The sequence below is a fragment of the Brevundimonas bullata genome (assembly GCF_014207965.1).
Taxonomy (GTDB): Bacteria; Pseudomonadota; Alphaproteobacteria; order Caulobacterales; family Caulobacteraceae; genus Brevundimonas; species Brevundimonas bullata_A.
On sequence record NZ_JACHLM010000005.1, the window covers coordinates 249,689 to 268,384 of the forward strand.

16 protein-coding genes are annotated in these 18,696 nt (G+C 68.6%); 8 read left to right on the forward strand and 8 right to left on the reverse strand.

Annotated elements, in window-relative coordinates; genetic code table 11:
- Window positions 1-125: 125 nt before the first annotated feature.
- Genes HNP51_RS14705 through HNP51_RS14720 form a run of 4 tightly spaced genes read left to right on the forward strand, consistent with a single transcriptional unit; the run spans window position 126 to window position 3,226 of the window.
- Window positions 126-926: an aminotransferase class IV family protein gene (locus HNP51_RS14705; protein ID WP_184271779.1), complete on the forward strand. Its 801-nt coding sequence runs from the start codon at window positions 126-128 to the stop codon at window positions 924-926.
- A gap of 52 nt (window positions 927-978) precedes the next feature.
- Complete coding sequence (gene coaD, locus HNP51_RS14710; RefSeq protein ID WP_184271776.1) at window positions 979-1,461, forward strand: pantetheine-phosphate adenylyltransferase; 483 nt, start codon at window positions 979-981, stop codon at window positions 1,459-1,461.
- 15 nt (window positions 1,462-1,476) lie between these two features.
- A complete protein-coding gene (locus HNP51_RS14715) occupies window positions 1,477-2,319 on the forward strand; it encodes a peptidylprolyl isomerase (protein WP_184271773.1) in 843 nt (280 codons plus the stop codon).
- A gap of 25 nt (window positions 2,320-2,344) precedes the next feature.
- The gene (locus HNP51_RS14720) at window positions 2,345-3,226 is read left to right on the forward strand and encodes a peptidylprolyl isomerase (protein ID WP_184271770.1); all 882 of its coding nucleotides are present in this window, start codon (window positions 2,345-2,347) and stop codon (window positions 3,224-3,226) included.
- On the opposite strand, the gene HNP51_RS14725 is transcribed toward HNP51_RS14720, so the two are convergent.
- Window positions 3,199-4,320 carry a Ppx/GppA phosphatase family protein gene (locus HNP51_RS14725; RefSeq protein WP_184271767.1) on the reverse strand — a complete coding sequence of 374 codons (1,122 nt, stop codon included), beginning with the start codon at window positions 4,318-4,320 and terminating at the stop codon, window positions 3,199-3,201. The two genes, HNP51_RS14720 and HNP51_RS14725, sit on opposite strands and share 28 nt — an antisense overlap.
- 148 nt (window positions 4,321-4,468) lie before the next feature.
- On the opposite strand from HNP51_RS14725, the gene hspQ reads away from it, so the two are divergent.
- The gene (gene hspQ / locus HNP51_RS14730) at window positions 4,469-4,783 is read left to right on the forward strand and encodes a heat shock protein HspQ (RefSeq protein ID WP_184271764.1); all 315 of its coding nucleotides are present in this window, start codon (window positions 4,469-4,471) and stop codon (window positions 4,781-4,783) included.
- 72 nt (window positions 4,784-4,855) lie between these two features.
- On the forward strand, window positions 4,856-5,731 hold the full coding sequence (phhA, locus tag HNP51_RS14735; protein ID WP_184271761.1) for a phenylalanine 4-monooxygenase: 876 nt from the start codon (window positions 4,856-4,858) through the stop codon (window positions 5,729-5,731).
- 336 nt (window positions 5,732-6,067) lie between these two features.
- Here the strand turns inward: phhA and astB are convergent, their stop codons facing one another.
- The 5 genes from astB to HNP51_RS14760 are packed head-to-tail and all read right to left on the reverse strand — an operon-like array spanning window position 6,068 to window position 11,636.
- The gene (gene astB, locus HNP51_RS14740) at window positions 6,068-7,402 is read right to left on the reverse strand and encodes an N-succinylarginine dihydrolase (protein ID WP_184271758.1); all 1,335 of its coding nucleotides are present in this window, start codon (window positions 7,400-7,402) and stop codon (window positions 6,068-6,070) included.
- Between the two features lie 8 nt (window positions 7,403-7,410).
- Window positions 7,411-7,944, reverse strand: a complete 534-nt coding sequence (locus HNP51_RS14745; protein WP_184271755.1) for an endonuclease domain-containing protein — start codon at window positions 7,942-7,944, stop codon at window positions 7,411-7,413.
- Window positions 7,941-9,359 carry a succinylglutamate-semialdehyde dehydrogenase gene (gene astD, locus HNP51_RS14750; protein ID WP_184271752.1) on the reverse strand — a complete coding sequence of 473 codons (1,419 nt, stop codon included), beginning with the start codon at window positions 9,357-9,359 and terminating at the stop codon, window positions 7,941-7,943. Before astD ends, HNP51_RS14745 begins: the two co-directional genes overlap by 4 nt.
- Before the next feature lie 14 nt (window positions 9,360-9,373).
- Window positions 9,374-10,381: an arginine N-succinyltransferase gene (locus HNP51_RS14755; RefSeq protein WP_184271749.1), complete on the reverse strand. Its 1,008-nt coding sequence runs from the start codon at window positions 10,379-10,381 to the stop codon at window positions 9,374-9,376.
- Window positions 10,382-10,385: 4 nt separating this feature from the next.
- The gene (locus HNP51_RS14760; protein ID WP_184271746.1) at window positions 10,386-11,636 is read right to left on the reverse strand and encodes a hydrolase; all 1,251 of its coding nucleotides are present in this window, start codon (window positions 11,634-11,636) and stop codon (window positions 10,386-10,388) included.
- Between the two features lie 117 nt (window positions 11,637-11,753).
- Between HNP51_RS14760 and HNP51_RS14765 the strand changes: the two genes are divergently transcribed.
- A complete protein-coding gene (locus tag HNP51_RS14765) occupies window positions 11,754-12,212 on the forward strand; it encodes a hypothetical protein (protein WP_184271743.1) in 459 nt (152 codons plus the stop codon).
- A 27-nt stretch (window positions 12,213-12,239) separates the two neighbouring features.
- Window positions 12,240-12,581 carry an arsenate reductase (glutaredoxin) gene (gene arsC, locus HNP51_RS14770; RefSeq protein ID WP_184271740.1) on the forward strand — a complete coding sequence of 114 codons (342 nt, stop codon included), beginning with the start codon at window positions 12,240-12,242 and terminating at the stop codon, window positions 12,579-12,581.
- A 49-nt stretch (window positions 12,582-12,630) separates the two neighbouring features.
- Here arsC and HNP51_RS14775 read toward each other — a convergent pair whose 3' ends face one another.
- Together HNP51_RS14775 and HNP51_RS14780 are read right to left on the reverse strand one after the other, a co-directional pair.
- Window positions 12,631-16,866, reverse strand: a complete 4,236-nt coding sequence (locus HNP51_RS14775) for a translocation/assembly module TamB domain-containing protein (RefSeq protein ID WP_184271736.1) — start codon at window positions 16,864-16,866, stop codon at window positions 12,631-12,633.
- On the reverse strand, window positions 16,863-18,656 hold the full coding sequence (locus HNP51_RS14780; RefSeq protein WP_184271733.1) for an autotransporter assembly complex family protein: 1,794 nt from the start codon (window positions 18,654-18,656) through the stop codon (window positions 16,863-16,865). The genes HNP51_RS14775 and HNP51_RS14780 overlap by 4 nt, the downstream gene beginning before the upstream one ends.
- Window positions 18,657-18,696 lie beyond the last annotated feature (40 nt).

Consider the following 18,696-nt stretch of genomic DNA (forward strand, 5'->3'; position numbering starts at 1 on the left):
GCTCACCCCGGCGGACGCCGGGGTCCAGTCCTTTGGCTTTAACGTCGACGACGGCCTTGAAGCAAGCGGCGGCGCGTGTGGCTCTCACTGGATCCCGGCGTCCGCCGGGATGAGCGGAGGTTTGCATGAGCGCTGAAATGCAGATCGACGGCCAACCCGCCAGCGCCGCCGACCTCGGCCATTTCGTCCTGTCCAACTATGGCGCCTTCACCTCGATGCAGGTGGAGGACGGCGGGGTGCGGGGGCTGGATCTGCATCTGGCCCGGCTGGAGGCCGAGGCCGTCGAACTGTTTGGCGTCGCCGTGCCCGAGCCGACGCTGCGCCAACGGATGCGACAGGCGCTGGACGGGCGTTCCGGACTGTTCAGCCTGCGGGTTAATCTGTTCTCGGACGCCGTCAGTCTGCGCGCGCCGCACGCGGTGGTTCAGCCGCGCGTCCTCACCACGCTGTCGCCGCCTGCCTCGTCTCTGACTAAGCCGCTGAGCCTTCAGACCCAAGTCTATGCCCGCGAAGTCCCGCATCTGAAGCATGCCGCCACTTTCGGCTTGACCCGTGCGCGGCGTCAGGCGGTTCGGGCAGGCTTCGACGACGCCCTGTTCCTCGATGGCGACGGGCGGATTTCCGAAGGCTCCATCTGGAACATCGGCTTCGTCCAGGGCGAGATCGTGGTCTGGCCCGAGGCGCCGATGCTGGCGGGGATTGGTCAGGCCTTGCTGCAACGCGGGATGGCGGACCTCGGTCTAGACAGCGAAACGCGTCCAGTGCGCCTGTCCGATCTGGAGGCCTTCGACGCCGCCTTTATCTGCAACAGCGCCACGCCCGCCTGCGCCGTGGCGGCGATCGACGGCCACGCTTTCACACCGGCAGAGGCTCTGATTTCGCGTCTGATCGACGCCTGGCGATCAAACCCGTGTCAGACGATCTAGGCCGTTGATTTCGCACCTGCTAAACGGGTCCAAACGCGGGGAGGCGAAGGCCATGCGCATCGGACTGTATCCGGGGACTTTTGACCCGGTCACGAACGGCCACATGGACATCATCGGGCGGGCGATCAAACTGGTCGACCGGCTGGTGATCGGCGTGGCTCAGAACGACGACAAGGGCCCCTTGTTCTCGACCGCCGAGCGCGTCGAGATGCTGAAGGCCGAAGTCGCGCATTTTGACGCCGATATTCAGGTGCGGCCCTTTTCCAGCCTGTTGATGCATTTCGCCGAAGAGGTGAACGCCAACGTCATCGTGCGCGGCCTGCGCGCGGTCGCGGACTTCGAATACGAGTTCCAGATGACGGCGATGAACCAGCGCCTCAACAGCGACATAGAGACCGTGTTCCTGATGGCCGATCCGCGCCATCAGGCCATCGCCTCGCGGCTGGTGAAGGAGATCGCCCGTCTGGACGGCGCGATCGAGAGCTTCGTCAGCCCGGCGGTCGCCGCCCAGGTGCGCGCCAAGGTGCTGCGCTAGATTTCAGGATACCGAATGACCTTCAAGATGCTTCTGACCGCCGCAGCGGTCTCGATGATCGCGGGCGGCGCTGTCGCGCAAACGGCGGAATGGCGCACGGTTTCGCCGGAAAACCTCTGGGTGATCGACACTTCCAAGGGCCGGGTTCTGGTCGAGCTGGAGCCGCGCGCCGCGCCGAACCACATTGAGCGTATCCGCACCCTGACCAACCGCGGCTTTTATGACGGGCTGAAATTCCACCGCGTCATCCCGAACTTCATGGCCCAGACCGGCGATCCGGAAGGCACGGGCGCGGGCGGCAGCGACCTGCCGGACATCAAGGGCGAGTTCAACTTCCGTCGCGGACGCGACAGCGGCTTTGTCGCCGTCGAGAACAGCGGGCCGGGGCTGCGCGGCATCATGGGCAGCCTGCCGATCACGACTCAGCCGGACGCCCAGATGTTCGTCACCGCCGACCTGAAGGTCGGGGCAAGCGGCCTGTTCTGTCCTGGCGTGGCGGGGATGGCCCGCGCCGGTTCGCCCGACAGCGCCAACAGCCAGTTCTTCCTGATGAGCGGCCAGAACGACAACCTGAACGGCGGCTATACGACCTTTGGTCGAGTGGTTCAGGGCCTGGATGTGGTCAAGGCGCTAAAGGCCGGTGACGACGCCAAGGACGGGGCCGTCGGTCCCGACGCCGACGCCATGACCAAGGTGCAGTTGGCCTCGGCCCTGCCGGAGGGCCAGCGCCCGACCGTGCGCGTGGCTGTGCCGGGTTCGGCGCCCTTCAACGCCGCCGTCGAGGCCGCCCGCACCGCGCGCGGGGCCCAGTTCGGCATCTGCGACGTTCAGCCCGTGGTGCAGATCACCGGCGGCTGAGTTTTCTGATTGGGGGAGGGGATAGATGCGCTTTTCAACAGGTTTGGCGGCGGCGTGCGTCCTGACGCTGGCAGGCACGGCGTGGGCGCAAGAGGCGGCGACCGCTGCTGCGGCGCCGCCCGTCTCAGCGAGCGAGTGGCGGGCGGTTGCGGCTGAAAACCTGCTGGTGATCGACACCAGCAAGGGCCGTATCCTGGTGGAGCTGGCCCCCGAGGTCGCGCCGGGCCATGTCGAGCGCATCCGCCTGCTGGCCGGTCGCGGCTTTTATGACGGCCAGGTCTGGCACCGTGTCATCGATCAGTTCATGGCCCAGACCGGCGATCCTCTGGGCACCGGCGAGGGCCAGAGCCCCTATCCTGATCTGAAGGCCGAGTTCACCTTCCGGCGGGACGGCCAGACGCCGTTTACGGCGGTGGCGGCGCCGGCCGGGGCCGTGCTCGGCTTCCTGCATTCCCTGCCGGTCCAGACCCAGCCCGACGCCTTCATGGCCACGACGGCGGACAAGAAGGTGCACGCCTGGGGTCTCTACTGCCCCGGCGTTGCGGGCATGGCGCGCGACGAGGCGCCGGACAGCGCCAACAGCCAGTTCTTCCTGATGCGCCAGCCCTATCCCTCGCTGGACAAGCGCTACACGATCTGGGGGCGGGTGATTTCCGGTCTGGACGTCGTGCGGGCGCTGAAGTTCAGCCCTAACCCTGACGGCATCGTCACTGACCCGGATCGCATGGCGCGAGTGCGGGTGGCGTCTGACCTGCCCCAGGCCGAGCGGCCGACCGTTCGGGTGCTGGATACCGCCTCTGTGCAGTTCAGGGTCTTGGCCGACGCCGCGCGCCAGGCCAAGGGCGCGGACTTCTCGGTCTGCGACATCGACCTGCCGGTTCAGGTCGATGGAGCGCCCGCCGCCTGATCCGCGCCGCTGGAGCGGCCCCGGCGACGGCGTCGGCGGGGCTTCTGGCGGTCTTCGCGCATCCTTTGCAGCAACAGGCCCTCGCGCAGTCCACGGTCGGCGACGCGCACGCGCTCGCACGGCCATGCGCGCTGCACCGCTTCCAGAATCGCCGCGCCCGCCAGCACCAGATCCGCGCGGTCCGGCCCGATGCAGCTTTCCGCCGCACGGCCCGCCGGCCCCAGGCTCTTCAGCCGCGCGGCCGCCGCCTCGCAGTCGCCGCGCGTCATCCACAGACCATCGACCAGATCACGCTGATAGCGATGCAGGCCCAGGTGGATGCCCGCCAGACTGGTGATGGCCCCCGAGGTTCCGACCATATGCACCCGTCCGCTATCGAACAGGGAACGCACCGAGGCGTCGTTGGGACCGCCCGCAGCCAGATGCTCGCCGACGTCAGCGACCATGGCCTCGAACCAGGCTTCGGTGTCGCCTGCCGGTTCGGGGTGACGTTCGGCCAGGGTGACGACGCCCAAAGGCGCGGACATCCAGCTCTTGCTTTCGAACCCGCGGGCGCCGCGCGTCAGCCAGGACAGTTCGGTCGAGCCGCCGCCGACATCAATGACCAGCACCGCCTCGGCGCGGGGATCAAACAGGTTCAAGCAGCCAGCCACAGAAAGGCTGGCTTCTTCCGCCGGGTCGATGATCCTGAGCTTCAGCCCGGTGCCGCGGCGGACCCGTTCGACGAAGGCTTCGCCGTTGGCGGCGGCGCGGCAGGCCTGGGTGGCGACGGCGGTCAGGCGGCTGGGCTCCAGACCCTTGCGGGCGACGCGCTCGGCGCACAACGCCAGGGCTTCATAGGCCCGGTCCATGGCGTGGTCATCCAACCGCCCTGTATGAGACAGGCCTTCGCCCAGCCGCACGATGCGGCTGAAGCTGTCGACCACCCGGAACCCGTCGCGCGACGGGCGCGCGATCAGCAGGCGGCAATTATTGGTCCCCAGGTCGAGCGCGCCATAGAGGGGCGCATCGCGACCGGAAGCCCCTGAATCGCGGGACTTCGTGGGCTGGGACCTCGCGTCGCGCCGTGCGGGCGCGCCAGGGGTCTCCGGCATGGGCCGAGCTTTCATGTGGGCGGCCCAGAACGGCGCCCGTCGAAATCAGCGTAAACCGGGAGCGACGGCCACGCCAAGTCCTTCCTGTCGGAAAGATGAACAGAACGCGATGCATCCGCTTCAACTTCGGGGGCGTACTAATTGCAACATGACCCAGGTTAACATCGCCCGGTTCGGCCTCGGACAGATCGTCCGCCATCGCGACCATGCCTTCCACGGCCTGGTCATGGATGTGGACGCCTCCTACGCAGGCCCGGCCGAAGAGACGGGCGCGGTCGCCAGCGACCAGCCCTTCTACCGCATTCTTGTCGCCGACGCCGAGGGCGGGCTGATCGCCTATGCCGCCGAAGACGCCTTGGTGGCGACGCCGGAGATTGAACCTTTGTCCCTCGACGATGAGCGACAGTGGTTCACCATCGATGCCCACGGTCGCCACGCGCCGCGTTCACAAACGCTGCAATAGACGTGCGTGACGGCGGTCGGATCGCGCGCTAATCTGCCCGCAACGGCCGTCAGAGCCGAGAGGAGCGTTCCCATGTCCGATTTCGAACACGTCTTTGAAGCCCCACCCGAAGGCGCCGCCGCCGACTGGACCATCCCCCAGAACTGGGCGGCCTATACCGACGTCGAGCACGAGACCTGGAACACCCTGTACGCCCGGCAGATGAAGATCCTGCCCGGCCGCGCCTGCGACGCCTATATGCGCGGGCTGGACGCGCTGGACCTGAACACCGGCGGCATCCCCGATTTCGAGGTGATGAACCCCAAGCTGCAGGCCCTGACCGGCTGGACCGTGGTCTGCGTGCCCGGACTGGTGCCCGAGGACGTCTTCTTCGACCATCTGGCCCATCGTCGCTTCGTCTCGGGCCAGTTTATCCGCAAGCCGGATCAACTGGATTACCTGCAGGAACCCGACATCTTCCACGACGTCTTCGGCCATGTGCCGATGCTGACCGACCCCGACTTCGCCGCCTATATGGAGGCCTATGGCAAGGGCGGGCAGCGGGCGGCGTCGCTAGGAATGCTGGACAAGCTGGCGCGTCTGTATTGGTACACGGTCGAGTTCGGCCTGATGAAGGAGGCCGACGGCCTTCGCATCTATGGCGCGGGCATCGTCTCGTCGGCGACCGAGAGCGTGTTCAGCCTGGAGGACGCCTCGCCCAACCGCCTGGGCTTCGACCTGGAGCGGGTGATGAAGACCCTCTACCGCATCGACGACTTCCAGCAGGTCTATTTCGTCATCGACAGCATCGAGGAACTGAAGGCGGTGACGCTGCAGGACTTCGGACCGCTGTATGAGCGATTGAAGGGGGCCGAGGATCTGCCGATCGACACCATCCTGCCGAGCGACAAGGTCTTCACCCGCGGAACGCAGGCCTATGCGGCCAAGGGCGGGCGGTTCGCGGCCTGACGGCTGGGGCGCAAAAAACAGAGTCCAATTCGTCTGAATCGTCTGAAATCCCCTCCGTGGCGCTGACCGGGCGGGGATTATGACGCGTGGTGAAGATCCGGCGCCGAAAAGTGTGCCGGGCGCGCTCAAACCCCATGTTTTTAAGGGATTGCGGCGTTGAGTTGTGATGGCTTGGTCTCCTTCTCCCCTCGGGGGAGAAGGTGTCGTGCGGAGCATGACGGATGAGGGGGACGCTGGCCTGAGTCGGACCGTCGTGGCCGTATCGACCCTACCCCTCATCCGAGCGTCCCGGATCAAGTCCGGGACGCCCACCTTCTCCCCCAAGGGGAGAAGGATCTAGACGCGCTGGAACGGGTAGAAGTCCGCGCCCAGCGCCAATATCCCGGTCAACTCGTCCAGCGCGCCGCGCGTTTCGTCCAGCAGGTCCGGGTCGGCCAGGTCCTGGGCGGTCAGGGTCTCGCGATACCAGCGGGTCGCCCAGGCCGAGAGGCGGACGTGCAGGTCGTCGGTCAGGCGCATGGCGGGATTGGTCGCGTCCAGTTCGTCCTCGGTCAGGACGACGCGCAGGCGCAGGCAGGCGGGGCCGCCGCCGTTGCGCATCGACTGACGCACATCGACATATTCGACGCGACCGATGGGGCCGTTGGAGGCGGCGAGCGCTTGCGCGACCGCATGGCTGCGGGCGTTGTCGCGGGTCTCGGTCGGGCAGATCAGGGTCAGGCGGTCCTCGCCCGGAATCTGGATCAGCATGGAGTTGAACAGATAGGAGCTGATGGCGTCGGCCAGGGGCAGGTCGGCGGCGGAGACATCTACGAACTGAGGCTCGAACAGGCCGTCGGCGGCGCGGCGGATGGCGGCCTTGGTCGCTTCCGTGTCCTCGAACGCCAGCTCGTGGAAGAAGAGGGTGTCCAGCGCCCCGACGCAGACTACGTCGTTGTGGAAGGTGCCGCCGTCGATGGCCGCGCGCGACTGCTGGGCCAGGACCGGGCGGCCGGCTTCGTGGCGGCGGACGATGGCCTCAGAGGCCTCGCGCGTCTGGCGGGCGGGGAAGCGGCCCTCCCAGGGCTCAAATGCTTCGCGGCCCCAGACCAGCAGATTGACGCCGCGGCCGCCATGCGTGGCGCACAGACGGACGTGGTTGGCGGCGCCCTCGTCGGCCAGATGGGCGACGGCGGGCAGGGCGTCATGGACGGCGAACCGGGTCGCATCGGGGAAGAGGGCGTCCAGCGCCCGCTTGGTCTGCCGATGCTCCAGCGAGCGGTGCAGGTTGGTGTGCAGGTTGGCGGGGGTGAAGTGGACCCGACCATCGGCGGCGTCGGCGCTGGGCGTCACCGTCGCGGCGTTGGCGGCCCACATGGGCGAGGCCGAGCAGGCGGCGGCGGCAAACGCAGGCGCGTCGCGCCAGGCCTTGGCCAGGACGGTCTTGTCGGAGCCCGAGAAGCCGAGCGAGCGCAGAAAGGGAATGTTGGGCCGTTCGTGCGGCGGCAGGACGAACTGGGGCAGGCCCAGGTCGGCCAGCCGCTTCATCTTGTCGAGGCCCTGCAAGACCGCCGCGCGCGGGTTCGACGCCTCGCCCTTGTTCAGGCTGGAGGCGAGGTTGCCCGGCGACAGGCCCGCATAGGAGTGGGTCGGCCCGATCAGACCGTCGGCGTTGGCTTCGATGGCAGGCATGACAATACTCACGAGCCCTCCCCCTCGAGGGGGGAGGGTTGGGTGGGGGTGCTGGCAGGAGGTTGATTATTGGAGCGCGGGAGACGCGACTGCGCCTCTTGCGTCATTTCCAGATGCGGTGGGGTTACACCCCATCCCCCGACCCCTTCCCCCTCGAGGGGAAGGGGGGCTTTGAGGCGGATGGCCTGGGTGATTTCCGCGATGACGGCGTCGAGGTCGTGGGGGATGCGGCGGCTGTCGATCCTCAGAATCCCGTAGCCTTGGCTCGTCAGCCATTCGTCGCGTTTCAGATCACGCAGGGCGACGTCCATGCGATTGTGGACGCCGCCGTCGACTTCGATCACCAGCCGGGCGCGCAGGCAGGCGAAGTCAACGACATAGGGGCCGATCGGGGCCTGACGCCGGATACGGATATTGAGCTTGCGTAGCCGCTCCCACAGCTTGGCCTCCGTCCAGGTCGGGACGGTGCGCTGGCGCCGGGCGCGCAGACGAACGCCCGGCTTGATCCGTTCATTCCTGTCGAACGGATCGATGGAGATCATCCCCGTAAGCCCTTGATCTCGCTTTCGATGTTCTTGACCGCGCCGGACTCGAAGCTGGCGACGGGGTAGGCGCAGTAGTCGGCGGCGTAGTAGGCGCTGGGGCGGTGGTTGCCGGAGGCGCCGAGGCCGCCAAAGGGCATGTCGCCCGCCGCCCCCGTGGTCGGGCGGTTGAAGTTCACCACGCCCGCGCGGATGCGGTTGATGAAGCGGTCCCAGTTCCTGGCGTCGTCGCTGACCAGACCGGCCGACAGGCCGTACTTGGTGGCGTTGGCGGCGGCGATGGCGGCGTCGAAGGTCGGGACGCGGATGACCTGCAGGAAGGGCGCAAACATCTCCTCGTCCTCGACCGCGACGCCGGTGACGTCGATGATCGCGGGCTTGACGAAGGCGCCGGGCAGGTTGTCGACCGGACCCGAGGCGCGAATGACTCTGGCGCCCGCGTCGATGCGCTGTTGCAGGGCGGCCAGGGCGTTGCTGGCGGCCTTTTCCGAGATCAGCGGCCCGGCGTAGGGCTCGGGGTCGCTGTCCCAGGGGACGAAGTTCAGGCGGTCGGACAGGGCGGCGAGGGCCTCGACGATGGCGTCGCCCGCCGCGCCTTCGGGCAGGATCAGCCGCCGCGCGCAGGAGCAGCGCTGGCCGGTGGTGACGAAGGCGGACTGGACCACGATGCCCGCGACCGCTTCGGCGTCGGCGGCGTCCCAGACGACCAGCGGATTGTTGCCGCCCAGCTCCAGCGCCAGGATGACGTGGGGATCGTCGGCGAACTTGCGCCGGAAGTGGGCGCCCGCTGCGCCGGAGCCGGTGAACATCAGGGCGTCGATCGGCTGGTCCAGCAGGGCGGCGCCGGTCTCGCGCCCGCCCTGGACCATGTTGAACACGCCCATCGGCAGGTCGGCGGCGTCCAGGCATTCGGCCATCAGCTGGCCGGTCAGGGGCGTTTCCTCGGACGGCTTGAACACGACCGTGTCGCCCGCCAGCAGGGCCGGGACGATGTGGCCGTTGGGCAGGTGGCCGGGGAAGTTGAACGGGCCGAGCACCGCCGAGACGCCGTGCGGGCGGTGGCGCAGAGTGGCGCGACCGAAGGCGGTTTCGGTGTAGCGCTCGCCGGTGCGCTCGTCATAGGCGCGGATGGAGATGTCGACCTTGCCCGCCATCGAGGCCAGCTCGGTCTTGGTCTCCCACAGGGCCTTGCCGGTCTCGCGGCTGATGGCCTCGGCCATTTCGGGCGCGCGCTCTTTCAGGACGGCCTGATAGCGTTTCACCGCGTCGATGCGGTCCTGACGCGGGCGGTCGGCCCAGTCGGGGAAGGCGGCGCGGGCGGCCTCGACGGCGGCGCCGACCTGTTCCGTGGTGGCGGCTTCGCCTTCCCAGACGGTTTCGCCGGTGGCGGGGTTGGTGGAGGTGAAACGGGTCATGGCGGCTACTCGGTTCAGGATTTCACGCGGACGACAGCGCCGTCCTTGATCTTCAGGGCGGCGGCGACGTCGGGGGTCATGCGGGCCAGGTCGCCGTCGATCAGGACGCGGGCGCGGACGGCGCGGAAGGCCGAGACGCTGTCGGTCGAGACAAGGGAGGGCAGTTCGACCTCGACCGAGTTCTCGATGCGGGCGGTCAGGACGCGAGCGTCGCGGACGGTGCGGATGTTGTCGCGGCCGCAGGCCACGGTCGGGCCGGCGTCGAAGATGTCGACCAGACCGTTGGGGCGGAAGCCCTCGCTTTCCAGCAGGGCCATGGCGGGCACGCCCTGGGGGTGGACCTTGCCGATCACGGCGCGGGCGGGTTCGGGCAGCAGGTCGATGTAGATGGGGTGGCGCGGGGCGAGGTCGAGGATGAACTGCTTGTCGGTCGAGCCGGTCATGCGGTCGGCGTCGTCGAAGTCCATCGGGAAGAACTTGTGCGCCACGTGGTCCCAGAATGGGCAGTAGCCGTCGGGGGTGAAGACGCCGCGCAGTTCGGCCAGGACGTTGTCGGCGAACAGATCGGGCTGGGCGCCGATCAGCATGTAGCGCGACTGGCTGAGCAGACGCCCGGCGCCCCCCTTGCGGCGGTCGGCCTTGAGGAACAGCGAGCCGACCTCGGTCCAGCCGGTGCATTCGTTGACCAGCACCAGGGTCTGGTGGTTCAGCTTCACGCCCAGCGAGGGCGACTGGACGGTGTTGTTGACCACGCGGAAGCTGAAGAAGGGCCGCTTCAGCCCCACCGTCGCCTTGACCGAGCCGATGCCGTCGATGTCGCCCGTGTCGCCGTCTTCCAGCATCAGGGTGTACCAGGCTTCTTCCGGCGCGATCCTGCCTTCGAAGCTGGCCTGGCTGAGTTCCAGGCGCTCGCTCAGGACGTCGGCGTCTTCGGGCAGGCTGGTGAAGCCGGGGCCGGACAGGATGGCCAGTTCAAGCAGGTGATGGAGGTCGGCCGGGCCGGCGGGGCGAACAACGAGCATGCGGTTACATGGTCTCCAGTCGGAGCTGTTTCAGTTTCAACGCGTCAATCTCGCCCGAGGCGATCTTGCACAGGATCAGGGCGGACAGTTGCGCCCGTTCGACGAAGCTGGCGGGCCAGGCGAACTCCTGATCCGAATGGATCTCGCCGCCGACGACGCCGAGGGTGTCGACGTTGGGCAGGCCCGCGGCGTGCAGGTTGTTGCCTTCGCAGACGCCGCCCGACGGTTTCCAGGCAATGGTCTGGCCCAGCAGTTCGCCCGCGTCGCGGACGGCATGGAACAGGGCGGTCTGCGATGCGTCCATCGGCTTGGGCGCGCGGGTCATGCCGCCGTGCAGGTCAAGCGTCAGACCGGGGAAGGGCGGCTCGGCGGCGATGGCGCGCACCGCGGCGTTGATCCAGTCTGAGGCCGCCTGATCCGGGACGCGGACGTTGAAGCGGACCACGGCGTTGTCAGCCACGACGTTCAGCGCCCCGCCGCCGGCGATCCTGGCCACATTGACGGTGACGCCCTCGCGCTGGCCGTTCAGGCCGTGCAGACGGGCGGCGATCATGGCCGCGCCCGCGACCGCATTGGCGCCTTCGTGGAAGGCGCGGCCCGCGTGGGCGGCCTTGCCGGTGACGATCAGGTGGAAGTTGCCGCTGCCCTTGCGTTCGCCGGCGAGCGTGCCGTCCGACAGGGCCGGTTCATAGGTCAGGCCGACGTGGCCGCGCGCGCCGAGTTGGGCCAGCAGGGGCGCCGAGGCGGGCGAGCCGATCTCTTCGTCGGGGCTCAGCAGCACGGTCCATCCGACGCGGGCCTTGTCCGGGTGGGTTTCGAAGGCCTCCAGCGCGGCCAGCATGACGCTGATGCCGCCCTTCATGTCGGCCACGCCGGGGCCGTTCAGGGCGCCGTCGGGGCGGGTCACGACGGTCTGGAAATCGCTGTCGGCGGGAAAGACGGTGTCGTAGTGGCCGGTCAGGACGACCTGGATCGGGGCCTCGGGTCGGGCGGTGATGGTCAGGCAGTCGGCGTAGCTTTCGGGGATCACAGCGCCGCTGTCGGCCACGGTGGTCGATCCTTGCGTCGGCACGCGTACGATCTCGGCGGGCAGGCGGCGGGCCTCGGCCTCCAGCACGTCCAGCATCCGCGCCAGACCGGCGGCGTGGCGACTGCCGGAGTTGATATTGGCCCAGTCGATGGTCCGCGCGACGATCACGTCGCCCTGGGCCGCGACGTGGTCGAGAACGGCCTGGTCGTGGGGTTCGATCCGCATAACGGCGACCCTAGACGGGGCGGGGGCAAAGGTGAAGGCGAGGCGGTTTCTCGCTCACGGCCTTGGGAAAACGGGTACGCGCGGGATAGGTTTGCCGCCGCAGTCGAGGAGTCGCGCATGAACCGTCGTTTCAGCTTCCCCAACCCGTTCGGTCCCGTCGATTCGGGAACGACGGCGGCGGCCATGGCGCGCCTCAGCGCCGTGGCCTTCTGGTTGTGGGCGGCGACGGGTCTGATGCAGGCGGGGCTGGTCTGGTACGCCTCGGACGCCGCCTACGCCGAGTTCCGCGGCGCGACGACGGGGTTCGCCGTCTTCTTCGCCCTGATCGCCACCGGTCTGGGCTGGGCGCAGTGGCGTCGGCCCAACCGCATCCTGCCGGTCTTCGGCCTGGCCTGGGCGCTCTATGAGTTAAGCGCGTTCGGCGTCAGTCTGCTGGTCGGCGCGCCGCTGGGGGCAGCGGGCGTTCCGGCCTGGGGCGCGGTGATCGCGGCCACGACCATGCTGGTCTGCCTGATCCTGCATGTCGGCGGGCTGCGCGGCGCGGCGGTGCTGGCGCGGGGGGATCTCAAGGCCTAGGTGAGGGCTTCAGACAGGAGCTTCGCCATGACCGTCACGATCTTCCACAACCCGAAATGCTCGACCTCGCGCAAGGCGCTGGAGTTGCTGCAGGAGAAGGGCGTTCAGCCGGTGGTGGTCGAGTATCTGAAGACCGGCTGGGACGCGGCGACCTTGGACCGGCTGGCCGAGCAGACGGGCGTGGGCCTCTCGGGGATGCTGCGCAAGCGTGAGGCGAAGACGAGCGAACTGCTGGAGAGCGGCGCATCGGACGACGTGATCCGCACCGCCATGATCGCCGAGCCGGTGCTGGTGGAGCGGCCCATCGTCCAGACGCCCAAGGGCGCCCGCATCGGACGCCCCGTCGAGACCATTCTGGAAGTTTTGTAGGCAGCAAGTCTGGCGCCTTCTCCCCCAAGGGGAGAAGGGAAAGCCCAAGCTAGCGGCTGCGGTTGCGGCGCCGATCAAGTGGCGCGCCGCCGCCGGGGCGGTCGCTTTCGCGGCGCCAGCGGACCGAGATGCTGGCGTCGCCTTCGCCGCCGAACTTGGAGCTGACGGCCAGGTTGCGGCGCACCTGCCACTCGACATTGACCGCCGCCCCGCCTTCGCCGCCGCCGATGATCTCCAGATAGACGTCGTCGGTGATGTAGCGACCGCCAGCGATGGTCAGGCTGGAAGCCTCGCCGCCGAAGGACAGGCGGTCCAGACCCGCCAACTGGCGCAGGTTGCCGATGACGTCGAACCCGCCGCCGCCCGCCAGAGAGGCCACGGCCGAGGCCAGTTGCGCGGCTTCGAACCCTGACAGCTGCGAGGCCGAACGCCCGAACAGGACCTGAGACAGAATTTCATCCTGAGGCAGGGAGGGGGTCGAGGTCAGCTCGATCTTGGGCTGGGCCGCCGTGCCGGTGACCTTGATGGTCGCGGTCAGGGCCGGGTCTTCGCGCACCGCCGCCAGGTTCAGGCGGATGCGCGCGGGGTCGGTGGACAGGATGACCGAGCCGCTGTCGTCGAAGACGAACCGCTTGCCCGCGAACTCGTAGTCGCCGCGCACGACGTTTGCGGTGCCGGTCAGCACCGGGCGGGTGATGGTGCCGCGCACGCGGGCGTTGGCCGTCAGTTCGACGTTCAGGCCGCGCCCGCGCACGTGGATTTCGCGTCCGGTCAGGTTCAGGTTCAGGCCGATCTGCGGGCCGCGTCCCTTGGTCTCGACCTCGACCGGATCGCCGCCGGGGCGGTTGATCTCGACCACGTCCATCTTCACCACGCCGTTCGAGCCGGGCAGGTTGGGCGAGATGTTGGCCTCGTCGATGTTCAGGTCGCCGCTGAGCTGGATATTGCCGTCCGCGCCGCGCACGGCGGTCAGGACCCCGTTGGCGCGGGCCTCGGCGATGTCGTTGTCGATGACGCGGAAGCGCGTCAGCTCCAGCCGCAGCGTCGAGCCGGAGCCCTGACGCAGGCCCAGATTGCCGTTGCCGGTCACCGTGCCCTTGACGCCGTCGGCGGCTTCAAAGCGTTCGATCACAGCCTGACTGTCGTCGAAGCGGCTGGCGAGCGTGACGCTTTCGAGGCGCAGACCAGTGATGCTGTCGCGGAAGGTTCCCTGGGTCAGATCCAGGCGCCCATTCAGGCGCGGCTCGTTCAGCGTGCCGGCCAGGGTGGCGCGGGCCGCGATCTGACCCGACAGGGACTGGGCGCCGCCGAGGAAGAGGTCCCAGATGGGCTGGATCTGGCCGTTGATGGCGATCTGGCCGGACATGTTCCGGGTGCGGGCGATGGCCAGCCGCAAGGGCGCGGCCGATGCCTCGACCGGCAGGGACACATCGGCGGACGCTTGCACCGCCGTACTGTCCTGGGCCTGGGCCTTCAGACGCAGGATGTTGTCGGTCAGTTCGGCGTTCAGCGTGCCGTCCACGGCCAGACCGCGCGGCGCGTCGATGCTGCGAAGCTGCTTGAGGTCGACATTGGCCGAACCGTTGAGGGTCTCACCCGAGCCTTGCAGCGAGACACGGCCAGTGATCTGGCCGCGCAGGTCGGGGGCCAGAGAGCCCAGTTCGATATTGGTCAACTCGGCCTGGATGGCGCTGCCGGCCTTGTCTTGGCGCAGTTCGCCGGTCAGGACGCCGCCCCCGAGGCCCAGATCGACCCGCACGACGCGGCCGTCGCCGTTCAGGGCGATGACGGCGGGGGCGCGGGTGGTGAAGGCGACCTCGCGCACGCGACCGCCGCCGCGCAGGGTGACGCTCTGCGCGGGGCCCTGACGGGAATACTCGCCCGTGCCGTTGAACTGGACCGGAGTGGCGCCGCCCACGTCCGCCGACAGGGTGAAGGGCAGGCGTTCCAGCGTGCCCTGGCCCTTGAGCGACAGGCTGCGGACGACCCAGGTCGATCCCGCCAGGCGGACGTTGCGGCCGGTGACGTCGAGAACGGCGCTCTGGTCGCCGCCGCCGTCGGTCAGGCGCACCCGGCCATTGGCCTCGCCCGAGGCCAGGAAGGCGCCCTGACGCGCGGTGAAGGTCAGGTCGGCGCTGGAGGGGTAGTTGTTGGACAGGGCGATGGCCCCCTGGGCCGTCACGCCGCCCGCGTTGACGTCCACCTCGGTCAACCGAAGGCTCTTGCCGCCGAGGAAGAAGTTCCCTGAGGCGCGGGCCGGGCCGTAGTTGGAGCCGGAGTTCAGCACGATCCGCCCGTCCGAGGCGTCGGCGCCCTTGCGGAAGCTGAGGATCAGGTCGGCGTTGGTCAGGACCAGACCGCTGGCCGACACCTTGTCGAAGGCGGCGCGCAGGTCGGCGCGCGGCTGGGCCAGGGTGCCGGTCAGGGCGCCGTCGCCGCTCATGGCGCCGTCGATGGCCACGGGGCCGACGCCGAAGGGGCCGCGCGCGTCCCAGTTCAGGGCCAGACGCATCTTGCCCCCCTCGATCAGGCCCTTGGCCCCCATGCGCCCTGCGGCGCCGGTCAGTTCGCTGCTGTTGATGGACAGGACCCCGCTGCGCCACGATCCGGCGGCCTTGAGGCGGGGGGTCTGGCCCAGCAGGCGGTCCAGTTCGTCCATGCCGACGCTCATGCGTGAGCCGCGCCCGTCGAAGCTGAGCACCCAGGGCGTCTTGCCGCGCGCCTTGCTGGCCTGGATGGGGCCGCTGAACGAACCCTTGGCGCCGGGACGGATGCGCGAGATGTCGGTGATGTCGGCGTTGCCGCGGAAGCTGAGGCCCCCGGTCAGGTTGCGTCCGCCCGATCCGGTCAGGGTCAGGGCCTGACCGCGCCCGTCGATCTTCTTCAGCAGATAGGCGCCGTCGGTGGTGCGCGTGCCTTCCAGCTGCACGCGCGGCGTCGATCCCAGCAGGGCGCCGATGATGCCGGCGGTCGAGCCGCCGACCGCGCGGGCGTCGGCGGTGATATCGAACTGGCCCTTGTTCACGGCGATGTTGAGCGGGCCGGAGATGCGGGCGGCGCGATAGCTGGCCAGGTCGGCGTCCTGAAGACTAGCGGAGCCCTGCAGGGTCCAGATCTGGGCGTCGCCCTTGAACACGCCGGTATAGGTGGCGCCCTCGGCCAGCTTGAACCCGACCAGTCGGTTGAGCGAGGGGGTGGTGATCTCTAGGCGGACGCCGTCAGGGGCGGTGCGGTCCTTGAGTCGGATCAGGCCCTGGGCGCTGGACTGGATGTTTTCGGCGTTCAGGGTCCAGGCCACGCCCTGGAAGCCCTCGCGGGTCTTGTCCGGCGTGGTGGCGAAGCCGAAGCGGGCGGTGCGGCCAATGCGTTCGACGAAGGGCGCCAGCAGGTCGGAGCCCGAGAAGTCGGCATAGCCGCCGATGCGCGCGCCGTCCTTGCCGTAGCGGCCCTTGACCGAAAGGGGGGTGAAGTCGCCGGTCTTGACCTCGACGTTGACGATCTCGCCGTTGACCACGGCGACGGCCGAGAAGGGCTTGTCTGGCGAATAGCCCAAGGCCCCGGCGATGGGGCCGCCCTGGGCTTCATTGGCGCGCAGGTTGACACGCAGGTCCTCGGGCTTCTTGCCGATGACGGCCTTGACCAGCAGATGGTCGCCCTTGCGGTTCAGGCTGAAGGCGTTGACGTTGACCTTCTTGTCGCCCTTGCGCGGGATCTCGGCGTCGCCGGCCAGCGACCAGCGGCCGTATTCCTTGGAGAAGTCCTCCATCAGCTCGACGTTGGCGCTGAACTTGTCGATGTCGACGGAGATGGCCTGGGGGCCGCCGGGCTCGGTGCGGGGCTCCAGCAGAGGGCGGCGGATGACGCGGATCTTATCTGCGCTGATCTCGGTCGCATGGAAGCGGCGCATCAGCAGGGGCCAGTAGGACCAGTCGACGTGGACGTTGGTGGCCTCAAGCCAGACGCCGTTGGCGTCCGTCACGGTCACTCGGCCCAGGATGAAGTCGTCGAACAGGTCGCCCTTCAGGCCCTCGACATTGATGCGGCCGTAGCGGCTGATCTTCTTGCCGGAGACGAAGCTGGTGATCAGGTCGCGGCCGGAATCCGAGACGAGGTACATGCGGCCGCCGATGGCGGCGACGATGGCCAGGGCGACAAGGGCGGCGACCACGATGCCGGAGACCAAGGCGATCAGTTGCAGACGCGTGCGCTTGCGCTTTTCCGCTTGCGCCGGTGTGTCGGCGGCGGTTTCCGCTTCGGGTTCGTGAGGCGGAGGGGTGTCGGTCAAAACGCCTGGCCGATGCTGATGTAGAGTTGGAATTCGGCGTCGCCCTCACGCTTGTCCAGCGGAATGGCGATGTCGGCGCGGACCGGGCCGAAGGGCAGCTTGTAGCGCACCCCGACGCCGGCGCCGTAGCGCAGGTTGTTGAAGTTGGGCGTTTCCTGGAAGCCGATGGCGCCGGCGTCGATGAAGCCGACGGCCTGGAACTTCTGACCGATGTCGCGGCGCACTTCGATCGAGGTCTCGAACAGCGACAGGCCGCCGCGCGGGGTGTTGTCGGGCAGCCGCGGGTTGATGCTCTGGTAGGAGTAGCCGCGCACGGAGCCGCCGCCGCCGGAATAGAAGAGGCGGTCCGAGGGCACGGTCAATTCCTGACCGCCGATGATCGAGCCGATGCGGACGCGACCGGCCAGAACGGTCCTGGCGCCGTCCTGGACGGGCAGGTAGCCAGTGGCCTGCGTCTCTGTGCGCAGGAAGAGAACGGTGTCCTCGCCGGTCACGGCGGTCGGCTGGGCCGAGACGTAGAGGCGGAAGCCGGTGGTCGGATTCAGCGGGTCATTGGAGCGGTCCATGAAGGCGCTGGTCCGCCCCGTCACAATCGCCAGATCGCGGTCGAAGGTGATCGGCGCCTGGGTGACGGGATCGAAGCGGTTTTCCGTATAGCGGCCCGCATCGAGGCCCAGGCCGTAGGTAAAGAAGGAGGTCTTGCCGATGCGCTGCGACAGGTCGGCGTTCACGGTCAGGGCGCTGCGGTCGTAGGCGTCGGTCTGTTCGTTGACGAGGTAGGAGGACAGCTTCAGCGTCCGGCCGGGCTTGCGCCAGTGGGGCAGGCTGACCTCGCCGCCGAGGCGGCTGTCGATGCTGGCGAACCGGAGCCCGTATTTCAGCGTCGCGGCGCGGCCGAACCGGTTGTAGCGGGTGCGGAAGACGTCCACGCCGACGCCCTCGGCGGTCGAGTAGGTGGCGCCCGCCTCGAGCAGGCTGCGCGGGCGATCGGACAGGCCGACCACGACCGGGCGCAGGCCCTCGGGCGTGACCTGATCCAGCGGCGCGAGGGAGACGTTGACGCCGTCATAGACGCCGGTGTCCAGCAGTCGACGTTCCAGTTCAGCCACGTCTTCGGGATCATAGCGGTCGCCGGCCTTCCACGGGGCCAGGTTGACGACCCAGTCGGGATTGGTCGGCCCGCGCGTGCGCACCAGGATCCCGTCCAGCCGCACCAGCTCGCCCGAGGCGATGTTGAAGTTGGGCTGCACGGTGAAGGTGGCGTGGTCGACGACGACGCGGCGCGGTTCGGCCTTTGCGTCGGCATAGCCTTCGCGGGACAGGCTGGCGACGATCCGGCCCTCGGCGTCCAGGATGTCGGCGGCGCGGCCCGGTTCGCCCGGCTTCAGCCCAAGATCGGCGGTGGCGACCGACTGCGACACGGGGTCGGGCACTGGGGCGACCCAGTTGACCTTGGTCTCGCTCAGCTCAAAGCGGCGGCCAGGCGTGACGGTGACGATGGCGACGGGCTTTTCCTCACCCTCGACATCGTCCTGCAGCGTGGGCTGGTAATAGCCTTCGGAGCGCAGCAGGGCCTGGGCGGACTCCATGGCCGAACGCGCGCGACGCCGGGCCTCGAACCGATTGGCGGGCGCGTTGTCGACCTGACCGACGGCCTGCTCCAGCTGACGGCGCAGTTCGCCGTCGATCTCCCCGCGGATCTCGGCCTTGGGCTCATCGGCGAGCGCCGCTTGGCCGCAGACAGCCCAGAGCGCCACGCTGGCGAGAAGGAGATGGGACCTCGACGTCAAACTGGAGCCTTGGGTTCAGAGCGCGACAACCGGCAGAGAG

Excerpts from the sequence above, each read along its gene's own strand:
- HNP51_RS14765 (WP_184271743.1), top strand. The coding sequence starts at position 11,754 with ATGAACCGTCGTTTCAGCTTCCCCAACCCGTTCGGTCCCGTCGATTCG.
- HNP51_RS14725 (WP_184271767.1), bottom strand. The coding sequence starts at position 4,320 with ATGCCGGAGACCCCTGGCGCGCCCGCACGGCGCGACGCGAGGTCCCAG.
- astD (WP_184271752.1), bottom strand. The coding sequence starts at position 9,359 with ATGACCCGTTTCACCTCCACCAACCCCGCCACCGGCGAAACCGTCTGG.
- HNP51_RS14755 (WP_184271749.1), bottom strand. The coding sequence starts at position 10,381 with ATGCTCGTTGTTCGCCCCGCCGGCCCGGCCGACCTCCATCACCTGCTT.
- arsC (WP_184271740.1), top strand. The coding sequence starts at position 12,240 with ATGACCGTCACGATCTTCCACAACCCGAAATGCTCGACCTCGCGCAAG.
- phhA (WP_184271761.1), top strand. The coding sequence starts at position 4,856 with ATGTCCGATTTCGAACACGTCTTTGAAGCCCCACCCGAAGGCGCCGCC.
- HNP51_RS14715 (WP_184271773.1), top strand. The coding sequence starts at position 1,477 with ATGACCTTCAAGATGCTTCTGACCGCCGCAGCGGTCTCGATGATCGCG.
- HNP51_RS14720 (WP_184271770.1), top strand. The coding sequence starts at position 2,345 with ATGCGCTTTTCAACAGGTTTGGCGGCGGCGTGCGTCCTGACGCTGGCA.
- astB (WP_184271758.1), bottom strand. The coding sequence starts at position 7,402 with ATGCCTGCCATCGAAGCCAACGCCGACGGTCTGATCGGGCCGACCCAC.
- HNP51_RS14760 (WP_184271746.1), bottom strand. The coding sequence starts at position 11,636 with ATGCGGATCGAACCCCACGACCAGGCCGTTCTCGACCACGTCGCGGCC.
- hspQ (WP_184271764.1), top strand. The coding sequence starts at position 4,469 with ATGACCCAGGTTAACATCGCCCGGTTCGGCCTCGGACAGATCGTCCGC.
- HNP51_RS14745 (WP_184271755.1), bottom strand. The coding sequence starts at position 7,944 with ATGATCTCCATCGATCCGTTCGACAGGAATGAACGGATCAAGCCGGGC.
- HNP51_RS14705 (WP_184271779.1), top strand. The coding sequence starts at position 126 with ATGAGCGCTGAAATGCAGATCGACGGCCAACCCGCCAGCGCCGCCGAC.
- coaD (WP_184271776.1), top strand. The coding sequence starts at position 979 with ATGCGCATCGGACTGTATCCGGGGACTTTTGACCCGGTCACGAACGGC.